At 69.3% G+C, this 17,975-nt stretch carries 15 protein-coding genes; 3 read left to right on the top strand and 12 right to left on the bottom strand.

The features are described 5' to 3' along the window. Positions 1-98: 98 nt before the first annotated feature. From HUA76_RS11460 to HUA76_RS11440, 4 genes are all read right to left on the bottom strand, one after another. On the bottom strand, positions 99-1,271 hold the full coding sequence (locus HUA76_RS11460; RefSeq protein WP_174454085.1) for a tetratricopeptide repeat protein: 1,173 nt from the start codon (positions 1,269-1,271) through the stop codon (positions 99-101). 88 nt (positions 1,272-1,359) lie between these two features. Further along, positions 1,360-3,078: an aldehyde dehydrogenase gene (locus HUA76_RS11455; RefSeq protein ID WP_174460841.1), complete on the bottom strand. Its 1,719-nt coding sequence runs from the start codon at positions 3,076-3,078 to the stop codon at positions 1,360-1,362. An 80-nt stretch (positions 3,079-3,158) separates the two neighbouring features. Further along, positions 3,159-6,008, bottom strand: a complete 2,850-nt coding sequence (locus HUA76_RS11450; protein WP_254614137.1) for a M56 family metallopeptidase — start codon at positions 6,006-6,008, stop codon at positions 3,159-3,161. Between the two features lie 4 nt (positions 6,009-6,012). Next, positions 6,013-6,396, bottom strand: a complete 384-nt coding sequence (locus HUA76_RS11440) for a BlaI/MecI/CopY family transcriptional regulator (protein ID WP_141648249.1) — start codon at positions 6,394-6,396, stop codon at positions 6,013-6,015. A 247-nt stretch (positions 6,397-6,643) separates the two neighbouring features. On the opposite strand from HUA76_RS11440, the gene HUA76_RS11435 reads away from it, so the two are divergent. Next, the gene (locus HUA76_RS11435) at positions 6,644-8,887 is read left to right on the top strand and encodes a PAS domain-containing protein (protein ID WP_174460840.1); all 2,244 of its coding nucleotides are present in this window, start codon (positions 6,644-6,646) and stop codon (positions 8,885-8,887) included. Between the two features lie 3 nt (positions 8,888-8,890). On the opposite strand, the gene HUA76_RS11430 is transcribed toward HUA76_RS11435, so the two are convergent. The 3 genes from HUA76_RS11430 to HUA76_RS11420 form a co-directional block, all read right to left on the bottom strand. Then, a complete protein-coding gene (locus tag HUA76_RS11430; RefSeq protein WP_141648250.1) occupies positions 8,891-10,282 on the bottom strand; it encodes a hypothetical protein in 1,392 nt (463 codons plus the stop codon). A 152-nt stretch (positions 10,283-10,434) separates the two neighbouring features. After that, positions 10,435-12,045 (bottom strand): phospholipase D-like domain-containing protein, encoded by a 1,611-nt coding sequence (locus tag HUA76_RS11425; RefSeq protein WP_174460839.1) that lies wholly within the window; start codon positions 12,043-12,045, stop codon positions 10,435-10,437. 67 nt (positions 12,046-12,112) lie between these two features. After that, positions 12,113-12,352: a chaperonin gene (locus tag HUA76_RS11420; RefSeq protein WP_141648252.1), complete on the bottom strand. Its 240-nt coding sequence runs from the start codon at positions 12,350-12,352 to the stop codon at positions 12,113-12,115. 415 nt (positions 12,353-12,767) lie between these two features. Between HUA76_RS11420 and HUA76_RS11415 the strand changes: the two genes are divergently transcribed. Further along, positions 12,768-13,331, top strand: a complete 564-nt coding sequence (locus tag HUA76_RS11415) for a hypothetical protein (protein WP_141641306.1) — start codon at positions 12,768-12,770, stop codon at positions 13,329-13,331. 109 nt (positions 13,332-13,440) lie between these two features. Then, entirely contained in the window at positions 13,441-14,229 is a 789-nt protein-coding gene (locus HUA76_RS11410) for a hypothetical protein (RefSeq protein ID WP_174460838.1), read from the top strand. Positions 14,230-14,251: 22 nt separating this feature from the next. Here the strand turns inward: HUA76_RS11410 and HUA76_RS11405 are convergent, their stop codons facing one another. The 5 genes from HUA76_RS11405 to HUA76_RS11385 all read right to left on the bottom strand — a co-directional run bounded on the left by HUA76_RS11405 (position 14,252) and on the right by HUA76_RS11385 (position 17,972). Further along, on the bottom strand, positions 14,252-14,710 hold the full coding sequence (locus HUA76_RS11405) for a hypothetical protein (RefSeq protein WP_141641308.1): 459 nt from the start codon (positions 14,708-14,710) through the stop codon (positions 14,252-14,254). Further along, positions 14,707-15,354 carry an anti-sigma factor gene (locus tag HUA76_RS11400; RefSeq protein WP_174454079.1) on the bottom strand — a complete coding sequence of 216 codons (648 nt, stop codon included), beginning with the start codon at positions 15,352-15,354 and terminating at the stop codon, positions 14,707-14,709. Before HUA76_RS11400 ends, HUA76_RS11405 begins: the two co-directional genes overlap by 4 nt. 73 nt (positions 15,355-15,427) lie before the next feature. Further along, complete coding sequence (locus tag HUA76_RS11395) at positions 15,428-16,042, bottom strand: RNA polymerase sigma factor (RefSeq protein ID WP_141641310.1); 615 nt, start codon at positions 16,040-16,042, stop codon at positions 15,428-15,430. Between the two features lie 76 nt (positions 16,043-16,118). Continuing rightward, complete coding sequence (locus HUA76_RS11390; protein ID WP_174460837.1) at positions 16,119-17,039, bottom strand: Immediate early protein ICP0; 921 nt, start codon at positions 17,037-17,039, stop codon at positions 16,119-16,121. Positions 17,040-17,468: 429 nt separating this feature from the next. Next, positions 17,469-17,972, bottom strand: a complete 504-nt coding sequence (locus HUA76_RS11385) for a hypothetical protein (RefSeq protein ID WP_246137012.1) — start codon at positions 17,970-17,972, stop codon at positions 17,469-17,471. Between the last annotated feature and the right edge of the window lie 3 nt (positions 17,973-17,975).

The raw sequence follows: 17,975 nt of genomic DNA, 5'->3' as shown, positions 1-17,975 counted from the left end.
CCAGGGCGTCTCCACCCCGGCGTCGCGCCTTCGATGCGACGAGGCCCGAGGGTTCGCTGGGCACACGGTGCGGTGCCCAACAACACCGCGCGAGGCCCTCAGCCCTCGTTCAGCTTCTTCAACAACCGCTCGGCCTGCTCCCGGACAACGCCTTCACCCAGCGCCTGCGCACGCTGCGCATGGTGGATGCACGCGGCGCGGTCCGTCAGGAAGGTGGCCACCGCCATGTTGAGGTGCGTCGTCGCATCCTCGGGATGCGCGGCCAGTGCCCGCTCCAGGAGCGGCTTCGCGCGAGCGTGTTCGTCGTCCTGCATCAAGAGCAGCGCCAGGTCATTGACGGGCCCCAGCTCGGTGGGCACCAGCGCCACCGCCTCCTCCAGTCGCCGACGCGACTCCGCGCGCTCACCCAACGCGCCATGCATCTGCGCCAGCGCCTGCAACGTCTGCCAGCTCCTGGGCGCCAGCCGCAGCGCCTCCTCGAAGAGGTCCTTCGCCTCCGCGAAGCTGCCCGCGCTCATCACCGCCAGCCCGTGCATGTACACGTAGTTGATGTGCGTCGGCTCCAGTTGGCGCAGCTCCAGCACGGTGCGCTTGGCGCCCTCGGGACTGCCCCCTGACAGGTACAGCTTGAAGAGGTCCTCCAGCACCGCGCGCCGCAGGCCTCCCTGCGCCTTGTCCAACGCCTGCGTGCCCGCCTGGATGCCCAACCCCAGCGCACCCTGTGCCGAGTGCGCGCGCATCAACATCAACAGCGGCATCGCTTCCTGCGGCGCGCCCTCCGCCGCCTTCTGGAAGTGCGTCACCGCCGCGCTCGGCGTGCCCTGCTGCAGATGGATGCGCCCCAGCTCGAAGTGCGTGTGCGCGCTGTCGGGCGCCACCTGGAGGGCGGACTCATAAGCGGCCCGCGCGCCATTCAAATCGCCCCGGTCCAGCAACAGGCCGCCCAGGTTGAAGCGCTCGAAGTAGCCCGACGTGGGGGCCGAGGCCAGCACCTTGAGGGCCTCCAGCGCCTCCGCGTTGCCCGCCTGCGCCCTCAACATGGCGAGGTGCGCCTGCCCCTCCGCATGGTCCGGCTTCGCCTTCAGGAGCCGCAACGCCGCGGCCTCCGCGTCGCCCGCCGCGCCCGTGCTCAGGTACGTCCGGACGAGCCCCAGCAGACAGTCCACGTCGTTCGGGTCGATGGCGAGCCCCTTCTGGAAGCTCTTCACCGCGTCCTGGGGCTGACCCACCTGGAGAAACCGTCCGCCTTCCCGAGCATGCGTCGATGACATGCTCCGGGTTTATCACGGGGTGGCGAGCCCCGGCAGCCCGAGGAAGGGCCACCCCCGAGCCTCCGCTCACAGAGCGATTCCACGACACTCAGCGACGCAGCGCCGCCGCCGCGATGCCCGGCATCTTGAGCCAGGACGGGGACCGCTCGAACTGGACCAGCCTCCGCCCCAGGTCACGCACGCTCCGGTGTCCGGGGACCCACGGCGGGGCGAGAAGGCTCGTCAGCGGCCCGCGGAGGACGGACTTCTCCACCTGCTCCAACATGAGGCTGTTGTGAACCCAGCCCTGGCCACTCTGGATGTCCTGGGGCGTCGAGGACGGATGCCCACCCCAGGGCAGCGAGATGAGCGCATAACCCGCCGCGGGCCAGGTGTTCACCGCCACCGTGCCATACCGCAGCTCGCGAATGGCCTTCTCCAACGCGGCCGCCACGGCCGGGTCCTTCAGCGAGCGCGGGTGGATGATGAGGGTGGCGTTCAGCGTTCCCCACACCTTGTCGTTGAGGAACGACACCGCGCTGTCGAGGAAGGCCACCGGGTCATCCGCGCCGGGCAAACCCGTCTCCGAGAGCACCGTGCACCACGGCTCGTGACGGAAGACGCGGTCCTCGGCCTGCCGCGAGTCCACGTCCGGAATCAACGCGAAGGGCAGCTCGCCCACGCCCGCGTGGCCCACCTGCCGCAGTTGGGAACGCCCCTCGGTGAACTGGCGCCAGCGCTGGTCCGCGCCCGGGTAGTACGCGCGCCGCACGGCGGCCTTGCCCAGGCTGACCTCCACCGCATCCACCACATGCTCACGCGGCTTCCAGGCCTTGGGCTGCACCAACAGCTTCGCCGCGTTGCAGTTGAAGGACGCGTTGTTGGCCACCATGCCGGCGATGCTGTCCGCCTGGAAGCGCAGCTCCCCTTCCGAGTACGGCCCCGGCACCACCACCACCGGCGAGATGTTGCCCAGCTCGCTCGTGAAGGGCTTGCGCAGCAACGGCTCGTTGCGCGCGCGACGGGCCTCCGCCTCCGGACCCGGCGGCCCCCACACCAGCGCGTCATGCGTCTTGTCGCTGCCGGTGATGTGGACTTCATCCACCGCCGCGTGCCCCACCAGCACCGCGCCCTCCTCCGCGCCGCCGTACACCACGGCGAAGACATCCCGCCGCGCCAGCGAGGCGAAGGCCTGCTCCAGCATGGGCCCCAGGTAGGCGTTCACCGGGTTCATCTTGAGGACGCACGCGGCGCCCTCGACGAAGAGCTTGTAGAGACAGTCAGCGGGCGGAATCGAGTTGACGTTGCCCGCGCCGAGCACCGCGCACAGGCGTCCGTCGTGTGGCTTGCGGTAGAACGAAGCCTGGTGCTCGCGGAGGTTGCTCGCCGTGACGCCGGGGAGGAAGTGGACCTCCCCCTCGGCGTGGGGCAGCAGCATCCCCTCGAGCGCGTTCATCGGGTAGATGCGCGCCGCGAGCCTTCCGTCCTCCAGCGTGCGCAGGCGAGAGGCCGGGATGCGCGGGACACCGTGACGTTGGATGTCTCGCAGGGAGGCGGCCAGCAGGCGCAGATTGCGCACCACCACCATGGGCCCGGCCAGCCACTCCTCGCCAGCCAGGGGACTGTTCGGGTCGATTCCCTTCGCCTCACACGCCGCGCGCACGCTCGGCTCGGCGATGGCCATGTAGCCACGGCTGAGGTCCTCCAGCAGCGAGAGGCGTTCGGGAATCCCGAGCTTCACCCACGCTCGCGAGCCTGCCTTCACCCGCTGGATGATGGTCTCCAGCGTACCGGTGGGAGTACTGCGGGGCGTGGCGGCGAGGCTCATGGGGACCTCCGGGAGCGGGCGGGCTCCTCAAGGTAGAGGAGCGCCAGCCCGCGCGTCACAAGTCCCCACGCGGACCGTCATCAGGTGGGCAACGGCTTGCCCAGGCCCTTGCGCAGCGCCTCGTCGATGACGGACTGGATCTTCTTTTCCGCGTCGCGAACCTGGTTCTCATGTTGCTTGCCGAGCTTCTCCTGCTCGCGGCCCAGCTCCTCCTGTTGCTTGCCGAGCTTCTCCTGCTCGCGACCCAGCTCCTCCTGTTGCTTCGACAACTCCTCCTGCTTCGCGTCGAGGGCGTCGATCTCCTTGTCGAGTTCGGCCTCCTGCTTGTCCAGCTCCGCCTCGCGACGCGCGCGCTCAGCCTCGGAGAGCGAGTCCAGACGAGCGGATTGCAGATGCAGCCCCGCCCGCTTGTGAGCCAGTTCGGCGTGCTGCAGGCCCAACTGTCCCTGCTGCACTCCCAGCGCGCCCTGCTTCATTCCCAGCTTGCCCTGCTCCTCGCCCAGCGCGCCCATGCGCGTACCCACTCCACCTTGGACCAGGCCGAACTTCCGGATGGGCTCCAGCGCGGCCTTCATCGCCGCCAGGGTGGCCGTGTCGCGGATGATGAACGCCTCGCCCTTGCGGCGGACGTAGAGCAGCTCGCCGCCGTTCTTGTCCTTGAACATCTTCGCGAGCTTCAGGTCCACCGTGCTGCCGCGCATCGTCGCCTTGTCACCGGAGAGCAGCACGTAGCTGGAGTCGTCCTCATCGTCGTAGTCGGGAGGAGAAGGCGGCGAGGGCGGAGTCGGAGGCGCCACGGGGGCGGCGGGCACACCGGCCATCGCCAGACGCGGCGTCAGAGGGGCAGCGCGCGGCGCCGCAAGGGCCAGCATCGGCCTCGGCGCGACAGGGGACGGCCCGGAGGGAGACGCCACCGCCATCGGCGCGATGGGGCTCAGCCCCACTGGAGACGCCACCCCCACGGGAGTGACGAGGGTCGGACTCACTGGAGATGCCACCGCCATCGGCGCGATGGGGCGCAGCCCCACCGGAGACGCCACCCCCACCGGAGCGACGAGGGTCGGACTCACTGGAGACGCCACCGCCATCGGAGCAACGGGGCTCAGCCCAGCAGGAGACGCTACCGCCACCGGTGCAACAGGGCTCGGTCCAGTCGGAGACAGGGCCGCCACCGGCGCGACAGGGCGCGGCCCCACCGGAGACGCCGCTATCGGCGCAACAGGACTCGCAACGGCGATCGGCGTCGGCGCGTCCATCGTCCCGGTGCGCACCGTGCCCTGCTTCCTGGAAGGCACCGCTGCTGGCTGGGCGCTGTCGGTCGACGTCGGCCCACCGGGACTCGTCTCCGCCACGGCCGTCAGCGCGGGAGGCGCGCTCCCCTGCTTCGACTCTGTCTCCGGCACCGACTTCGCTTCCTGTCGAGCGACGACCTGGAAGGGAACCAGGGCCACGAGCCCCAGCGCGGAGAGCGTCACTTTCAACCAACGACGGGAACGGGAGGAACCGATGTCGACGTGCTCCAGCATGCTCAACCTCCTGTGCAACGCGTGAACGTGGGCGGACGCACCGAGCGCGGCGGCGGTCCCATGAGGACGGGTGACTCCGAAGGCGAGCAACAGTTCGCCGTAATCCGCGGGCTCCGCGCCGGTGAGCCGCAGCGCTTCCGCGTCACACGCCTCCTCACGGGCCAGCGCGTATTCACGGGCCGCCCGACGCGCGAGCGGGTGGAAGAAGAGCAGCGCCTCCGCGAGTGCCGGCACCCAGCCGAGCCACAAGTCACCGCGCTTCAGGTGCGCCACCTCGTGTGCCAGCGCCATGCGCAGCCCTTCCACCGGAAGCCGCCGCACCGCCTTCGTCGGCAGCACCACCACCGGAGACCACAACCCCGTGGCCAGCGGGCTCGCCACCTCGTCCGACACGAGCAACCTGGGAGCACGTCGCAGTCCCGCGCTCTCGGACAGCTCGAGGACCTCGGACTCCAATACCGGGTGCTCCAGGGGGCGGGCGTTCCGGCGCAACCGCCGCATCAACGCCCAGCTCCGCACCTGCGCTCGCACCTGCCACAGCACGCCCACCACCCACGCAGCCAGGAGCGCCAGCACGACGAACTGCTTCCAGCCTGCTCCCGAGGCACGTGCCCCAGGCGTCGACGGCTTCAGCAGTCCGCCCGCGACGACCTGCCCGCCCTCCGTGAGACGCGGAGACTCGGCCCCCAGCACCTTCGCGGCGTGACCGCCCTCCGTCAGGCGCGGAGACTCGGCCCCCAGCACCTTCGAGACCTGCCCGCCCTCCATGAGATTCGGAGTTCCTGCCTCCGACCTCCTCGCGCCCTGCCCGCCTTCCGCGAGACGCGGAGACTCGGCTCCGAGCATCCTCGCGACCTGCCCGCCCTCCGTGAGATTCGGAGATCCTGCCTCCGACATCCTCGCGCCCTGCCCGCCTTCCGCGAGACGCGGAGACTCGGCCCCCGGCGCCTTCGTGCTCTGTCCCGCCGGCACCAGGTGGACGGCGCCTCCCACCATCCCGAGGTTGCCCACGTGCGCGTCACGCTCGCCCACCAGACCGTGCGCCGCGCCGATGGACGGAGCCCATCCCTCCGAACCTCGTGACACGGGCGACGCCCCCACCGCTCCGCCCTCGACGAGCGGCGCGCCATCGGACTCCGACGACTCCGCCTGCCCGGAGAGGAACGCGAGCGACGCGGGCAACACCGGCAGCGCCAGCGGACGCGGCCCACCCAGCGACACCACGAACTTGAGCGCCACCAACCACCACATGCCCGCGCGCAGCGAGGCCGGCATCCGCGTCCACAGTCGCGTCACCGCCCACACCAGCGCGGCACACAGCGCGCCCTGCCACGACGCTCGCCACAACCCTTCCGGCCACGACGCCAACCACGTGGCCCCATCCATCAGCCATTCGGTCCGCATGGAGCTATTCCTTCCGCTTCTTCGAGCGAAGCCGCGCCACCACATCCTGGAGCTGCGCGAGGTCCTTGTCGGAGACGTCATCCGCGTCAGAGAGATACGCGGCGAACGGCGACAGCGAGCCGGACAGCGTGCGCTGGACGAAGTCACCCACCACGTCCCGCAGCAGCTCCCCCTCCCGCACCGGCGAGGCGTACTGGAACACGCCCTCCACCTTGCGCCGCGTGAGGTAACCCTTCAGCCGCAGCCGCTCCATCACCGTCAGAATGGTGGAACGCGCCAACCCCTGCGGCTCACCGAAGCGCTCCACCACCTCGCCCACCGTCGCGGGCCCGTGCTCGGCCACGTACCGCAGCACCGACAGCTCCTGCTCTCCCACCGGCTTCTTCATGACCGTCCTCTGACGACAACTGTAGTCACAAGAGAAGTACGCGTGACTACAGCCGTAGTCAAGCGGGTACCAAGGGAAGAAGCGACCCTTTCCCGCCACTGGGACGAGTCCCATGTTTGGGAATGAGCGGGCGACATGCCGCACGGAGGTGGCGCCAGTGTCGAAGGGCGACATGCGGGAGGGGCAGGCAAGGCCGGACGCCTCCGCTCCGGCGAGTCCGTCCCGTGCGCCAGAGCGACTCCTCCAGGTGGGCACAAGCCTCCACGCCGCGCTCATCGTGGACGCGAAAGGACGCATCGTCTGGATGGACACAGTGCTGGCCCTGGCGGCCGGCTGGGAGCAGGGCGACGTCGAGGGACGGAGGTCAGAGGAGGTGCTCGCCCGGCTGCCCTGGCTCGCGCGCGCGGTGGAGTCGGCACTGTCGAGTGGACAGGGGCTGGGCGAAGGCAGCGGACGAGGGCAGCGGCTGCGAGCCCTGGTGCTGGCCGTCCATGGGGACGACGGCTCGGTGCTGGGAGCCTGCGCGCGACTCCAGCCTCGGGAGTCTCCAGAGGTGGCGAGGGACGCGCTGACCGCGGAGCTCTCACACGTCCGCAAGCGCTACGAGGACTTCATCGACAGCATCGACGGCATCGTCTGGGAGGCCGATGCCGGGTTTCGCTTCACCTTCGTCAGCAAACAGGCCGAGCGGCTCCTGGCCATCCCCGCGGAGGAGTGGATGCGCGACCCGGATTTCTGGGCGCGACACGTCCACCTGGATGACTGGGCCGGAGTCGTGTCCTCCTGTCTGACCGCCTGGCGACAGGGGCGGCCCCAGGAGTTCGAGTACCGCATGCTGGCCGCCGACGGGCACATCGTCTGGATGCGCGCCCACGTCACGGCCGTCTCGGAAAATGGCCAGCAGATGCTGCTGCGCGGGCTGATGGTGGACGTCACCGAGCAGCGCCAGTCCCGCGAACGCCTGGAGCACGCCCACTCGGTGCTGCGCGCGACGTTCGACTCCATCGCGGACGGCGTCATCGTGGTGGACGCGGAGCGACGAATCATCGCCTACAACAAACGCTTCCAACTCATGTGGGGCCTCAGCGACGAGGTGATGGAGTCACGCGTCGCGCAGCGGGCGCTCGCGGCGGCGGCGCCGTTGACGAAGGACCCTGCGCGCTTCGTCTCGCGCATCCAGGACCAGTACCTCCCCTCGGACGCCATCAACGTGGACCCCATCGAGCTGCGCGACGGACGCATCTTCGAGGGCACGTCCCTGCCGCAGCGGATGGGCGACGCCATCATCGGCCGCGTGTGGAGCTACCGGGACGTGACGGAGGAGCGCCGCGCGAAGGTGGAGCGGGAGCGGCTGCTCGTCGCGGAGCAGAATGCCCGGGAGCAGGCCGAGGAGTCCTTCGCGCTGCTCGACACGTTCCTCAACCACGCGCCCGTGGGGCTCGCCTTCATCAACCGGGAGCTGCGCTACCTGCGCATCAACGAAGCGCTCGCGTCACTGCATGGACGCACGCGCAACGAGGAGCTGGGCAGGACGGTGTGGGAGATGAACCCCAACATGGCCCCCGCTTTCGCGCCGCTGATGCTCCAGGTCATGGAGACGGGCGTCCCCCTGAGCGACATGGAGATGTCCGGCCACGTGCCCGCGACTCCCCACGAACTGCGGCACTGGCGCGTCAGCTACTACCCGGTGCGGACCCCCAGCGGCGGCATCGTCGGCCTGGGTGCCGTCGTCATGGAGGTGACGGCGGAGCACCGCGCCCAGCAGGAGCGGGAGCGGCTGCTGAAGGAAGCGCAGGAGGCCATCAGCGTCCGGGACGACTTCCTGTCCATCGCCGCCCACGAGCTGAAGACGCCGCTGACGCCGCTCAAGCTGCACCTCCAGATGATGAAGCAGCAGGCCTCCGCCGGCCATGCCCCCAAGCAGCACCACGTGGACAAGGCGCTCGCCCAGGTAACGCGGCTGTCCGTGCTCATCCATGACCTGCTGGATGCCACGCGCATCGAGGCCGGCAGGCTGGAGTTGCGCCGGGGGCCCGTGGAGTTGCAGGCACTCGCCAACGAGGTGCTCGCGGAGGTCCGCCCGCTCGGCCCGCAGCACACGCTGGAATATGAAGCGCCCTCGGAGCCGCTCGTGGTGGAGGGAGACCGGGGACGGCTCGCGCAGGTGCTGACCAATCTGTTGGAGAACGCCTTCAAGTACAGCCCGAGCGGGGGCGTGGTGCGGCTGACGCTGGAGCGCGACGGAGCCGAGGCCCGGATGTCGGTAAAGGACTCGGGCATCGGCATCCCCGAGGACCAGCGCGGGCACCTCTTCCAGCGCTTCTTCCGCGCGCGCAACGCGCCCATCTCCGGCTTTGGCGGGCTGGGGCTGGGGCTCTACATCTGCCGCGACATCGTCGAGCGCCACGGCGGCCACCTGGAGGTGGACACGGAGGTGGGCAAGGGCTCCACCTTCCGCGTCACCCTGCCCTTGGAGCCCGGGGACACCTGAGGCTCAGCGCTGGAAGTCCACGCCCACGCCCATGCCCGCCGTCACGCCGCGCACCAACTGTCCATCCGCCTGCGGGAAGTGCACCGTGCCTCCGGAGCCCCAGGCGTACAGGTGGTTCACCAACCGCTGGCGGACCTCCACGCCCAGCGAGTAGCGCGGCCTGTCTCCCAGCGCCGTCAGCACCGCGCGCGCCAGGGCCCGGGTGCGGCCTCCAGGCAGCTCGAAGCCCGCGGACACATCCAGGTCCGTGCGACCGAAGCCGTGGTACTGCGCGGCCAGGCTGCCCAACAGCAGCGTCGTATCCGCGCTGCCCTTGGCGATGGACGCCTCCAGGTAGCCGGCGAAGCCGTCGGGGAGTTCCTCGTCGGCGATGGGCTGCTCCGTCAGGCCCGTGCCGGAGAAGCGCCCCAGCTCATAGTCTGGACCGAACATGCCGAAGCGGAAGCGCCCGCCCTGCTTGCGGCCCTGCAGCGTGAAGCTCAGCTGTGTGCCGCTCTCCATCTGCCCCTCCATCGCCACGCCCAACAAGCCACCGACGGCCGGCGAGTGCGCCTCCGCGAAGCGCGCGCCACCGGCGAGCAGCGCCCACGCGCGCAGGCGCTCACCCTTGTAGAGCGCCACGTCGCCGCCCACCGAGGCCAACGTCATGTTCGGCGTCTCGCCGCCCGCCTTCGCCGCGTCATGCGCGGCGGACAGGCGCAGCAGGTAGCGGTCGAACTTGTTCGCGTCGTCACTGGCGGCGCGGCCCAGGTCCAACATCACCTCGCCCGCGAAGATGCGCGCGCCCAGCACGTCGCTGGCCAGAATCTCCGCGCGCACCGGCCCCTTCAACATCGTCAGCGAGCCACCCGCGGGGTGATAGTCCGGCGACAGCACGTTGCTGTAGCGGCCCATCAGGTATCCACGGCCCAGCGACTCGTCGGCGAAGGGCTCCACGCGCAGGTAGAACGGCGACTGCCCCTCCTGGCCGATGCGCAGCATGCGCACCACCTGGCCGATATCGCTCAGCTCATCCCAGTCCTCGCGGCGCAGGCGCCCGCCGTAGTCGCCGTCCGCCTGCTTCGGCTCCTCGTCGACCATGCGCAGCCGCAGGTTCGCGCCCAGTCGCAGCACGAAGCTGTCCCCCTTCGTCAGCCCCAACGACGGGTACACCCGGATGAACAGGTCCTGCCCGCCGTCCGGCGTCCCGGAGGGAAGGCTCAGGCCACCGGCCTCGAGCTGACCGCTGAAGCCAAAGCCCTCGCCGCCCACGCGACTGCCGGGCGGCGCGGGCTCATCCAGGCGCGCCGCCGACACGGGCGTGTCCTGGCTGGAGGGCGCGGGCTCCTCCTCGTAGATGGTGGAGCTCTGGTTGGAGACGAGGGCGAAGAGAGCGAGAAGGGGGGCACCAGTCATCGTCCCCCGAGTCTACCCGGCCCCGTGCTCCAGCGAAGCAGCCAGCCCTCACGGTGTGGGTGACACTGCCGAGCCTCGGCACACCCGCCGCGCGGGGGTGACACCCATGTCACGCTCCGCCGCTGCCCGAGCGGGCCCGCGCGCCGACGGCCTCAGCCTCCGCAACGGCCGCTCTCGTCATCCGGGCCCGCGGGGAGAATCGCGCGGTGGGGACGCTCCTCCGCCGCGCCCACCAGCCAGCGCGACAAGAGCCGGATGCCGGAAGCGAACAGCCCGTCCTCCGCGCCACGCAGCGCCTCGAAGAGGGACTCGTCCAGCACGGAGTCCTCCGGGTCGATGACCAGCTCCTCCGGCTCCAGCGACTTGAGCAGCGGGCTCTGGTCGAACACCGTCTCCAGGGGGTGCGGGCGGAGCCGGTGCAGGCCCGCGCTCGCCACCGCGTCCAGCCATTCCACCCACGTCGGGTCCGCGCGAGCCAGTGGCATCAGCTCCTCCGCGCCCGACAGCCCCGCGTGCTCCGCCAGGAGCGACACGCGGACGCGGCGGATGGCACGAGCGACGACGTCGCCCGCCTCTTCCGACTCCCAACTCAGGTTCAGCTCCGAGTCCAACCCGAGGCTGCGATTGGTGGTGTTGGCCGAGCCCAGCGTGAGGAAGCGGTCATCCACCACCATCACCTTCGAGTGGATGTATGTGAAGACATCGGCGCCCGTCTCCGGATTGCGCCCCGCCGAGCAGTACACCCGGAAGGTGTGTCCCGTCTCCAGCGCCATCCGCTCCAGCGTGCGCAACAGCCGCACCTGGGCCACGCCCATGGCCAACTGCTCGCGCAGGGCCTCCGGCTGCCGGGGCAACACCAGCACCACCTGAATCGGTGGACGTCCGGACGCGCGGAAGCGCTTCACCAGGGCCTGGAAGATGGCCCGCGACGAAAAGTACTGGTTCTCGATGTAGATGAACCGGTCGGCCGCCTCGATGGCGTCCAGGAACAGCGCGCGCACCTCCTGCACGGCCTCCTGCGGCGGCACGAGCGTCTTTCCGAAGGTGCGGCTGATGGCCACCGGCCCGGGCGGCGCCGGCACACTGGACGAGAACGTCACGTCATCCCTCGCCACGCGCGGCAGGTGCAGCTCTCCTCCGCCCGAGTGCGCCCAGCGCGCCTCGAACAGCTCCGTCAGGCGCTCCACCACCGGCCCGGTGAGCACCGACTGCACGTCATGGTAGGGCCCGTGCGGGTCCCTGCCGCTGTCACACCGCAGCGCCGAACCCACCCGGTGGTCGCGGTCATCCCAACGGCAATCACAGACATCCATCCCGCCCGTGAAGGCCTGCACCCCGTCCACCACGACCAGCTTCTGGTGATGGGCGCCGTACAAGGGACTGGAGGCGTCGAAGCGGAAGCGCACGCGCTCGTTCGTCGTCCAGTTGAACAACAGGTGCTGCATCCACTCGCGCTCCATGGCGAGCAGCAGGCTGAAATCCCACGCCAGGATGTAGACGTGCAGCTCCGGGTTGGCCCGGCACAGCGCGTCCAGCATGGGCAGCAGGCGCACCTCGCCGCCCCGCGCTTCCTCCAGGTCTTCGCCCCGAAGCAATGACACGTCACTGTCGAACTGCCAGCCCGTCATCGCGATGTAGCGACGGGCCTTCTTCGCGGCCCGGTACAGCTCTCGGTAGTAGGCGCGCCCGTCCACCAGCACGCCGCCGTCGCTCGCCTCTTCCACCGTCCAGCAGTTGCGCCCGGGAATGATGATGCGCTTCACGCTGTCCGCTCCCCTCGCCGCCGCCCTCCCCCAGCGCCACGCCCCGTGGCGCCCCGCGCGCGCAACCTCAGCCCACGAAGACGATGTGCTTGCCGGTGGCCAGCGTCATGTCCGTGGAGGACATCACCTGCTTCACCTTCTTCACCTCGCCCCCCACGGTGTCGAACGCCGCCGCGATGAGGTCTCCCAGCGTCACCTGCACCTGCCGTGCGTGCTTCCCCGCACCCGACACCGCCCGAGCCGTCGTCGCCTTCACCTGCCGAGCCTTACGACGGATGACCTGCCCACGCTGCTGAGTCTTCGCCATGGTTCTTCTCCAAGGATGAGGGATGCACCGCGCCACCACACCGACCCGCCGCCGCCGCCGCCGCCCGCCTGCCCCCAGCCCAAGAGCAACCCACGTGCCGAACGACAACCCCGCGTCTTCACTGGAATCGGGCACCCCAACCCACCCCTCCCCCAGGGGAAGGACTGCCATTTTTTCAGTCCGGCGTGCGAACTCCGCACGACCTGACAGCCCCGCCGCGCCAGCACACCCGCGCCCCACTCCGCCCACGTGAGTGTTTGGAATCAGACACGAGACATCGAGACATGGGTCAGCCTTACCCCCAATGTAAAACGTATTCACGCCAGCGGAAAAGTTTAAACATATCAGTCAATTTGAAAAGACCTGAGAAAACGGTTTCAATGCGTGGCATCGCTTCTTCCGAGGACATCCACGTATGGAATTGAAGACTCCTCCCGCACAGCCCACCTTCGCGACCTACCAGGGCGTCGAAATCGTCGGACAGTCCATCCTCGCCATCGTCAACGGAATGGAGCTGGCGCAGGCCCGGGCGCTGCGAATCCTCGCGGAGAATGGCATCACTCCACTGGAAGCGAAGACGTGGTACCCGATGCCCGCGTTGCTGAAATCTTTCAGCCTGGTTTTCGAGAAGATTGGCCCCAGCACGGTGCGAACGATTGGCCGGAAGATTCCAGACAGCGCGCACTTCCCGCCAGACATCGACAACCTGGAAAAAGGCCTGCGAGCGGTGGACCTGGCGTACAAGATGAACCACCGGGGCAAGGGCAACATCGGGGGTTACCACTACGAGCCGGTGGACAAGCGCAACGCGAAGATGCGCTGTGACAATCCCTATCCGTGCGATTTGGACTACGGCCTGCTGGAGGCAATCACGGACAGGTTTCGCCCCAAGGATTCGCTTTGGGTGCGTATTGAACATGACCCCAGGAGTTGCCGTCGCAGGGGAGATGGGGCCTGCACGTACAACATCAGTTGGTAGCGCACATCGCAGGCCTCCAGGCCCGCGTGGCTCCCCGCGCGGACCTGGGCACGTCGTCAAAGACACTCCGCCAGGGCCGAACGGAGACATGCATCCGGGAGGGACATCCATGAAGGCCGTGCTCCAACACATCGCGGTGTGCGAGGAGCGGTTCGCCTCACACCCCTTCTTCGCGGACCTGAAACAGGACCGACCGATAGAACAGGTGATGGCGTTCGCGCCTCGCCTCACCTTCTGGGTGATGACGTTCCAGGATGTGCTGCGCCTCAACGCGCACTTCATCCAGGACGCGCACCTGAAGGAGCTCGCCACGCATCACCATGCGGAGGAAGGCGGGCATGACCAGTGGTTCGAGGACGATATCGCCCAGCTCACCGGGGGCTCGCTGAGCATCGGCGCGCTCTACGGCAAGGCCCACGCGAAGACGCGCGACGCCGCCTACTCCATCATCAGCGAGGTCTACCGCTCGGTGGATGACCGGCTGCGCATCGTCCTCTTGTGGGCGCTGGAGTCCACCAGTCACGTGTTCTTCAGCCGCACCGCGGTCATCAGCGCGGCGCAGGGCGCGGACGACAAGCTCAAGTACTTCTCCGACCACCACATGCAGGCCGAAGCGCAGCACGCCATGTTCGAGCAGCAGCTGGCGGAGGAGCTGGAGGCCATGGTGCTGGCGCCGGAGGTGCGCGAGGACGCGCTGGCCATGGTGAACCGCATCTACGCGGCGTTCGACACCATGTTCGACGGGCTGCGCATCCACCTGGAGCACGAGCGCGCCGACCAGACGGAGCCGCGCCGAGCCACGCTGGCCCCCACCGCGAACGCGGAGGCCGAGGAGCCCTTCGAGCTGGATGAGACTGACTTCAGCGACGTGACGCTGGCGGTGGACCGGGCCGCCTGAGGCGACCCGCCGTAGGTCCGAACTACTTCGAGGGCGGGGAGAGCACCAGGATGAGCTCTCCGCCCACGTGTTTGCCCGCCTTCTGATAGACGGCGCCCTGCCGGCCCAGCTCCACGTCCAGCGTGGGCTGGCGCGGAATGGCCACGCGCACGGTGGCGGTGCCTTCCTTCATGCCCAGCAGGAGCAGCGACGCGTTGCTGCCGTTGGGCAGCTTCACCTCGGTGGCCGTCTTCGCGCCCACTTCCAGCTTCTCGTTGGACAGGCGCTTGAAGGACGTGAAGTTGAAGTTCTGCTTCTGGAACTGCTCCTTCATCTTCGCCAGCTCCGGGGGCTCCACTTCCGAGCCCTTCTTGGAGGCGAGCACCACCTCCACCTGGATGCTGACCTTCTGCTCCTCCTGGGCCTGGCCGACCACCGGCATCAGCAAGCCCAGGCCCAGCACGGCCAGCAGCAGCCGGCCGGACGACACGTTCTTCTTCACAGGGGACCTCCCGAGGGGCGCTCCACGTCGGTCTTCGGCTTGCCCAGGGGCTTGGGCCCCTTGCCCTTGTTGCGAAGCCCGCCGCCAATGTCCTCTTCCAGCTCCTCGTCCTCTTCCGACGGGGAGCCGTCCTGCGTCTCTTCATCCACCAGCCAGATGATGGTGCCACCGTTGTCGGTTTCCATCACCACCGGCGCCACGCGGGCGTCCTGGTAGGGCTGGATGGACTTCACCGTCATCCGCTCCGCGCCGTAACCCACCGGGGCCTTGTCGCTGAGCAGCAGCGGCAGGCCCACCAGCACGAGCACCGCCGCCGTCGCCAGCGAGGAGACCATCGCCGTGCGCTGGTAGAGGAACATTTCGGACAGCGCCAGCTTCAGCCGCTCCAGGAGGGGCGGCTTCTCCGGCGTCACCCGCGCCATGACCTTCTGCGCGAAGTCCTTGAAGTCGACGTCATCCACCGCCATGTCCAGGCCGACCCGGAGCAGGCCCGACTCGGCCCGCAGGTCCGCCGCGCGCCCCGTGCAGTCGCGGCACGCGCCAAGATGACGCTCCACGTTCACCCGCTCCGCGGGGGTCAGCTCCCCGTCGACATACGGGGAGAGCATGGGGACAAAACGCTCACATGCGGGATTTCCGGCCATAACCTTCACCCTGCTCGGTGGTGGATGCTGCGAACGCTGTGACGCGGGGGTCCCTCAGATATTCGAGGGCCCTTCATTCGCTGCCCACTCCGCTCTTCGCTTCGTCCAACTCCAGGTATTCACTCAGGATTTTCTGGACCTTCGCCCGGGCATGGAAGAGGCGGCTCATCACCGTGCCCTTGGGAATGTCGAGCGTCCGGGCCAGGTCCTCGTAGGACATGCCTTCGATCTCCCGGAGGAGGAGGATGGCGCGGTGCTTCTCGGGCACCGTGGCGAGCGCTTCCTGAATCTTCTCCGCCAGCTCACGCCGCAGCGCGCTCTTCTGGGGATTGGTGCCCAGGCGGCTGCCGAGCGCGCCGATGCGGGCCTCGGACAGGTCCATGGCCTGGTTCTCGTCGAACTCCACCGCCTCGCCTCCACCTCCGCGCTTGCGCAGCACGTCGATGCAGATGTTCACGGTGATGCGGTAGAGCCAGGTGTAGAACGACGAGTCGCCCTTGAAGTGGTCCAGGTACTTGTAGACCTTGACGAACGCCTCCTGGGAGACGTCCATCGATTCCTCCTTGTCCTTGAGCATGCCGAGCGCAACTGCGTACACCTTGCGCTGGTAACGCTCGACGAGGAGTTTGAACGCGCGCTGGTCGCCGCTCCGGACGCGCTTGACGAGTGTAAGGTCGTCGGTTGCCAATGGGTGCGGCAACGTACCACAAGCCGGCCAACGCCGAGGACTTTCCACCGCCAGGCAGCCTCCCCGGCAAGTCTCCCTAGAGGCTCACGAGCGCCAGCACCAGGAGGGCGATGCCCGCCAGGGCCAGCATGGCCCCGAAGGCCGCCCTGTCCCACTGCCCCTGCGACACCGCCCCGTCCTCGGGGTCCGCGCGGAACCGGTGCAGCACGTTCCAGAGCATTTGCGGCCCCAACCGCTTGCCCGAGGAGCGGCGCCGGCCGTCGGAATCCGAGGGCTGTTCGTCGGAATCCTCGGACTCGGACGCCCTCATGCCCAGCGGCGCGGGGCCGCCCCGGAGCGTGTCCGGTCCGCGGGCCTGCATGGCGAGAGCTCCCTCGGCCACCCCCTCCTTGCGGACGGCGGCCTCCGAGTGGCGGACCTCCGGGGGCGGCTCCAGCCGGACGGTGGCCACGCGCTCGCGGGCCTCGTCGGGCGTCCTGGCCTCCAGCACCCACAGGCCCTGCGTCACCCCGTCCTGGCCGGTGCGCGCGTCGCGCAGCTCCGCGAAGCCCTGGCCCTTGAGCGACTCGCGGAAGGCCTCCTGCCCCTCCTTCTGGGGCGGCTGGGCCACGGCGGCCTCGGCGTAGGCGGCGAAGAAGGCCCACAGCCGGGTGGCGCGCTCGGTGCTCGACAGCTGCGAGGGCTTGAGGTGCTGGGCCAGCAGCGCCGCGTCCGAGCCGAAGCGCAAGCCCAGCTCCTCCTGGCCCGCCACCTTCTCGAGCCCGGGGGGAATCAGCTCCGCCACCTTGCGCAGCGGCGCCCGCTCGGTGCCGCCCAGGGTGGGATGGCCGCCGGGGATGGCGCCCTTGGTCCGGAAGGCGTCGTGCTTCCCATGGCCCCCACCCTCCAGCCCGCCACCCTCGGGGACCTTGGGGCCGCGCGGCCCTCCCGCGGGCGACTTGAGGATGAGCCGGGCGAGCTGGCTGAAGTTGGAGGTGATTCGCGAGGAAGCGGACATGAGCGGTGCCTCGTCATCCGTCGTGGGAAGGGGCGTCTCTGGCACGTCCCCGGTGGGCTCCGCCGAAGGACTCCGGGAGCCTAACGCGGGCGCGTCCCGGGGGCTGTTTTGGGAGCTGAACGAAGTGTCCGCCAGCGACGCCGTGCCCCGGGGAGCATTTCCGCTCTCACGCGGTGTGTCGGAGACGGGGGCGCGCCAGATGCGGGTGGGCTCCGCGCCTTCTGGCTCCATGCCATCCGCCAGCAGGGGAAGTCCCGCTGGAGGCGTCCGGGGGCTGGCGCCCGAGTTGGACGACGTGCGCGGGCCATGCTCGCCACGAGGCTCCCCGCCGCCCCTTCCTGCCCGGGGACCGTCGCGGGGCCCCCTCATGTCGCCGACGTGGCCCATTTCCCAGATTCTCGCCCGGAGCGAGGATCAGGTTGCGGCCAACTACTCGCCTTCGCGCTCCACCTCGACGGGCGTGGTCATTCCGTTGGCGTCCAGACGCACTCGGTAGACGGAGTTCAGCCCATCGCCGTCGAAGTCGCCGCGCGCCAGGCACGACACCTCCGGCTCGCCCACGGGGCTCTCCTGCACCACCACTTCGTACTGGAAGCGCACCTTCCCCTCCGGCTCGAAGCCGAGGCGGTGGAAGACGTCGTTCTCCGGGAAGGGCACCGACTCGCCGCCGCGCGGCACATCCCGGGGCGTGGGGCCGGCGACCTGATAGGCGCCATGCTCGTCGCGGTATGCCTGCACCGCGTCACACAGCGCCAGCACGTTGAGGCGCGCCTCGGTGTCGGTGGGTCGCTCGCTCGACTGCCCGACGTGCCGGAGGCCGAGGACGCCCAGGATGGCGGCGAGGACTCCCAACCCGGCGGCGAGCAGGGGCCACCGCTTGAGGAGGTTGCCCGGCGGGGACGGAGGCGGAGGGGATGTGGAGGGGTCGGACATGGT

The sequence above is a fragment of the Myxococcus sp. CA056 genome (genome assembly GCF_013336715.1).
GTDB classification, from domain to species: Bacteria; Myxococcota; Myxococcia; order Myxococcales; family Myxococcaceae; genus Myxococcus; species Myxococcus llanfairpwllgwyngyllgogerychwyrndrobwllllantysiliogogogochensis.
The sequence above is the reverse complement of the archived record's forward strand: the minus strand, read 5'-3'. Positions and strand labels throughout refer to the sequence as shown.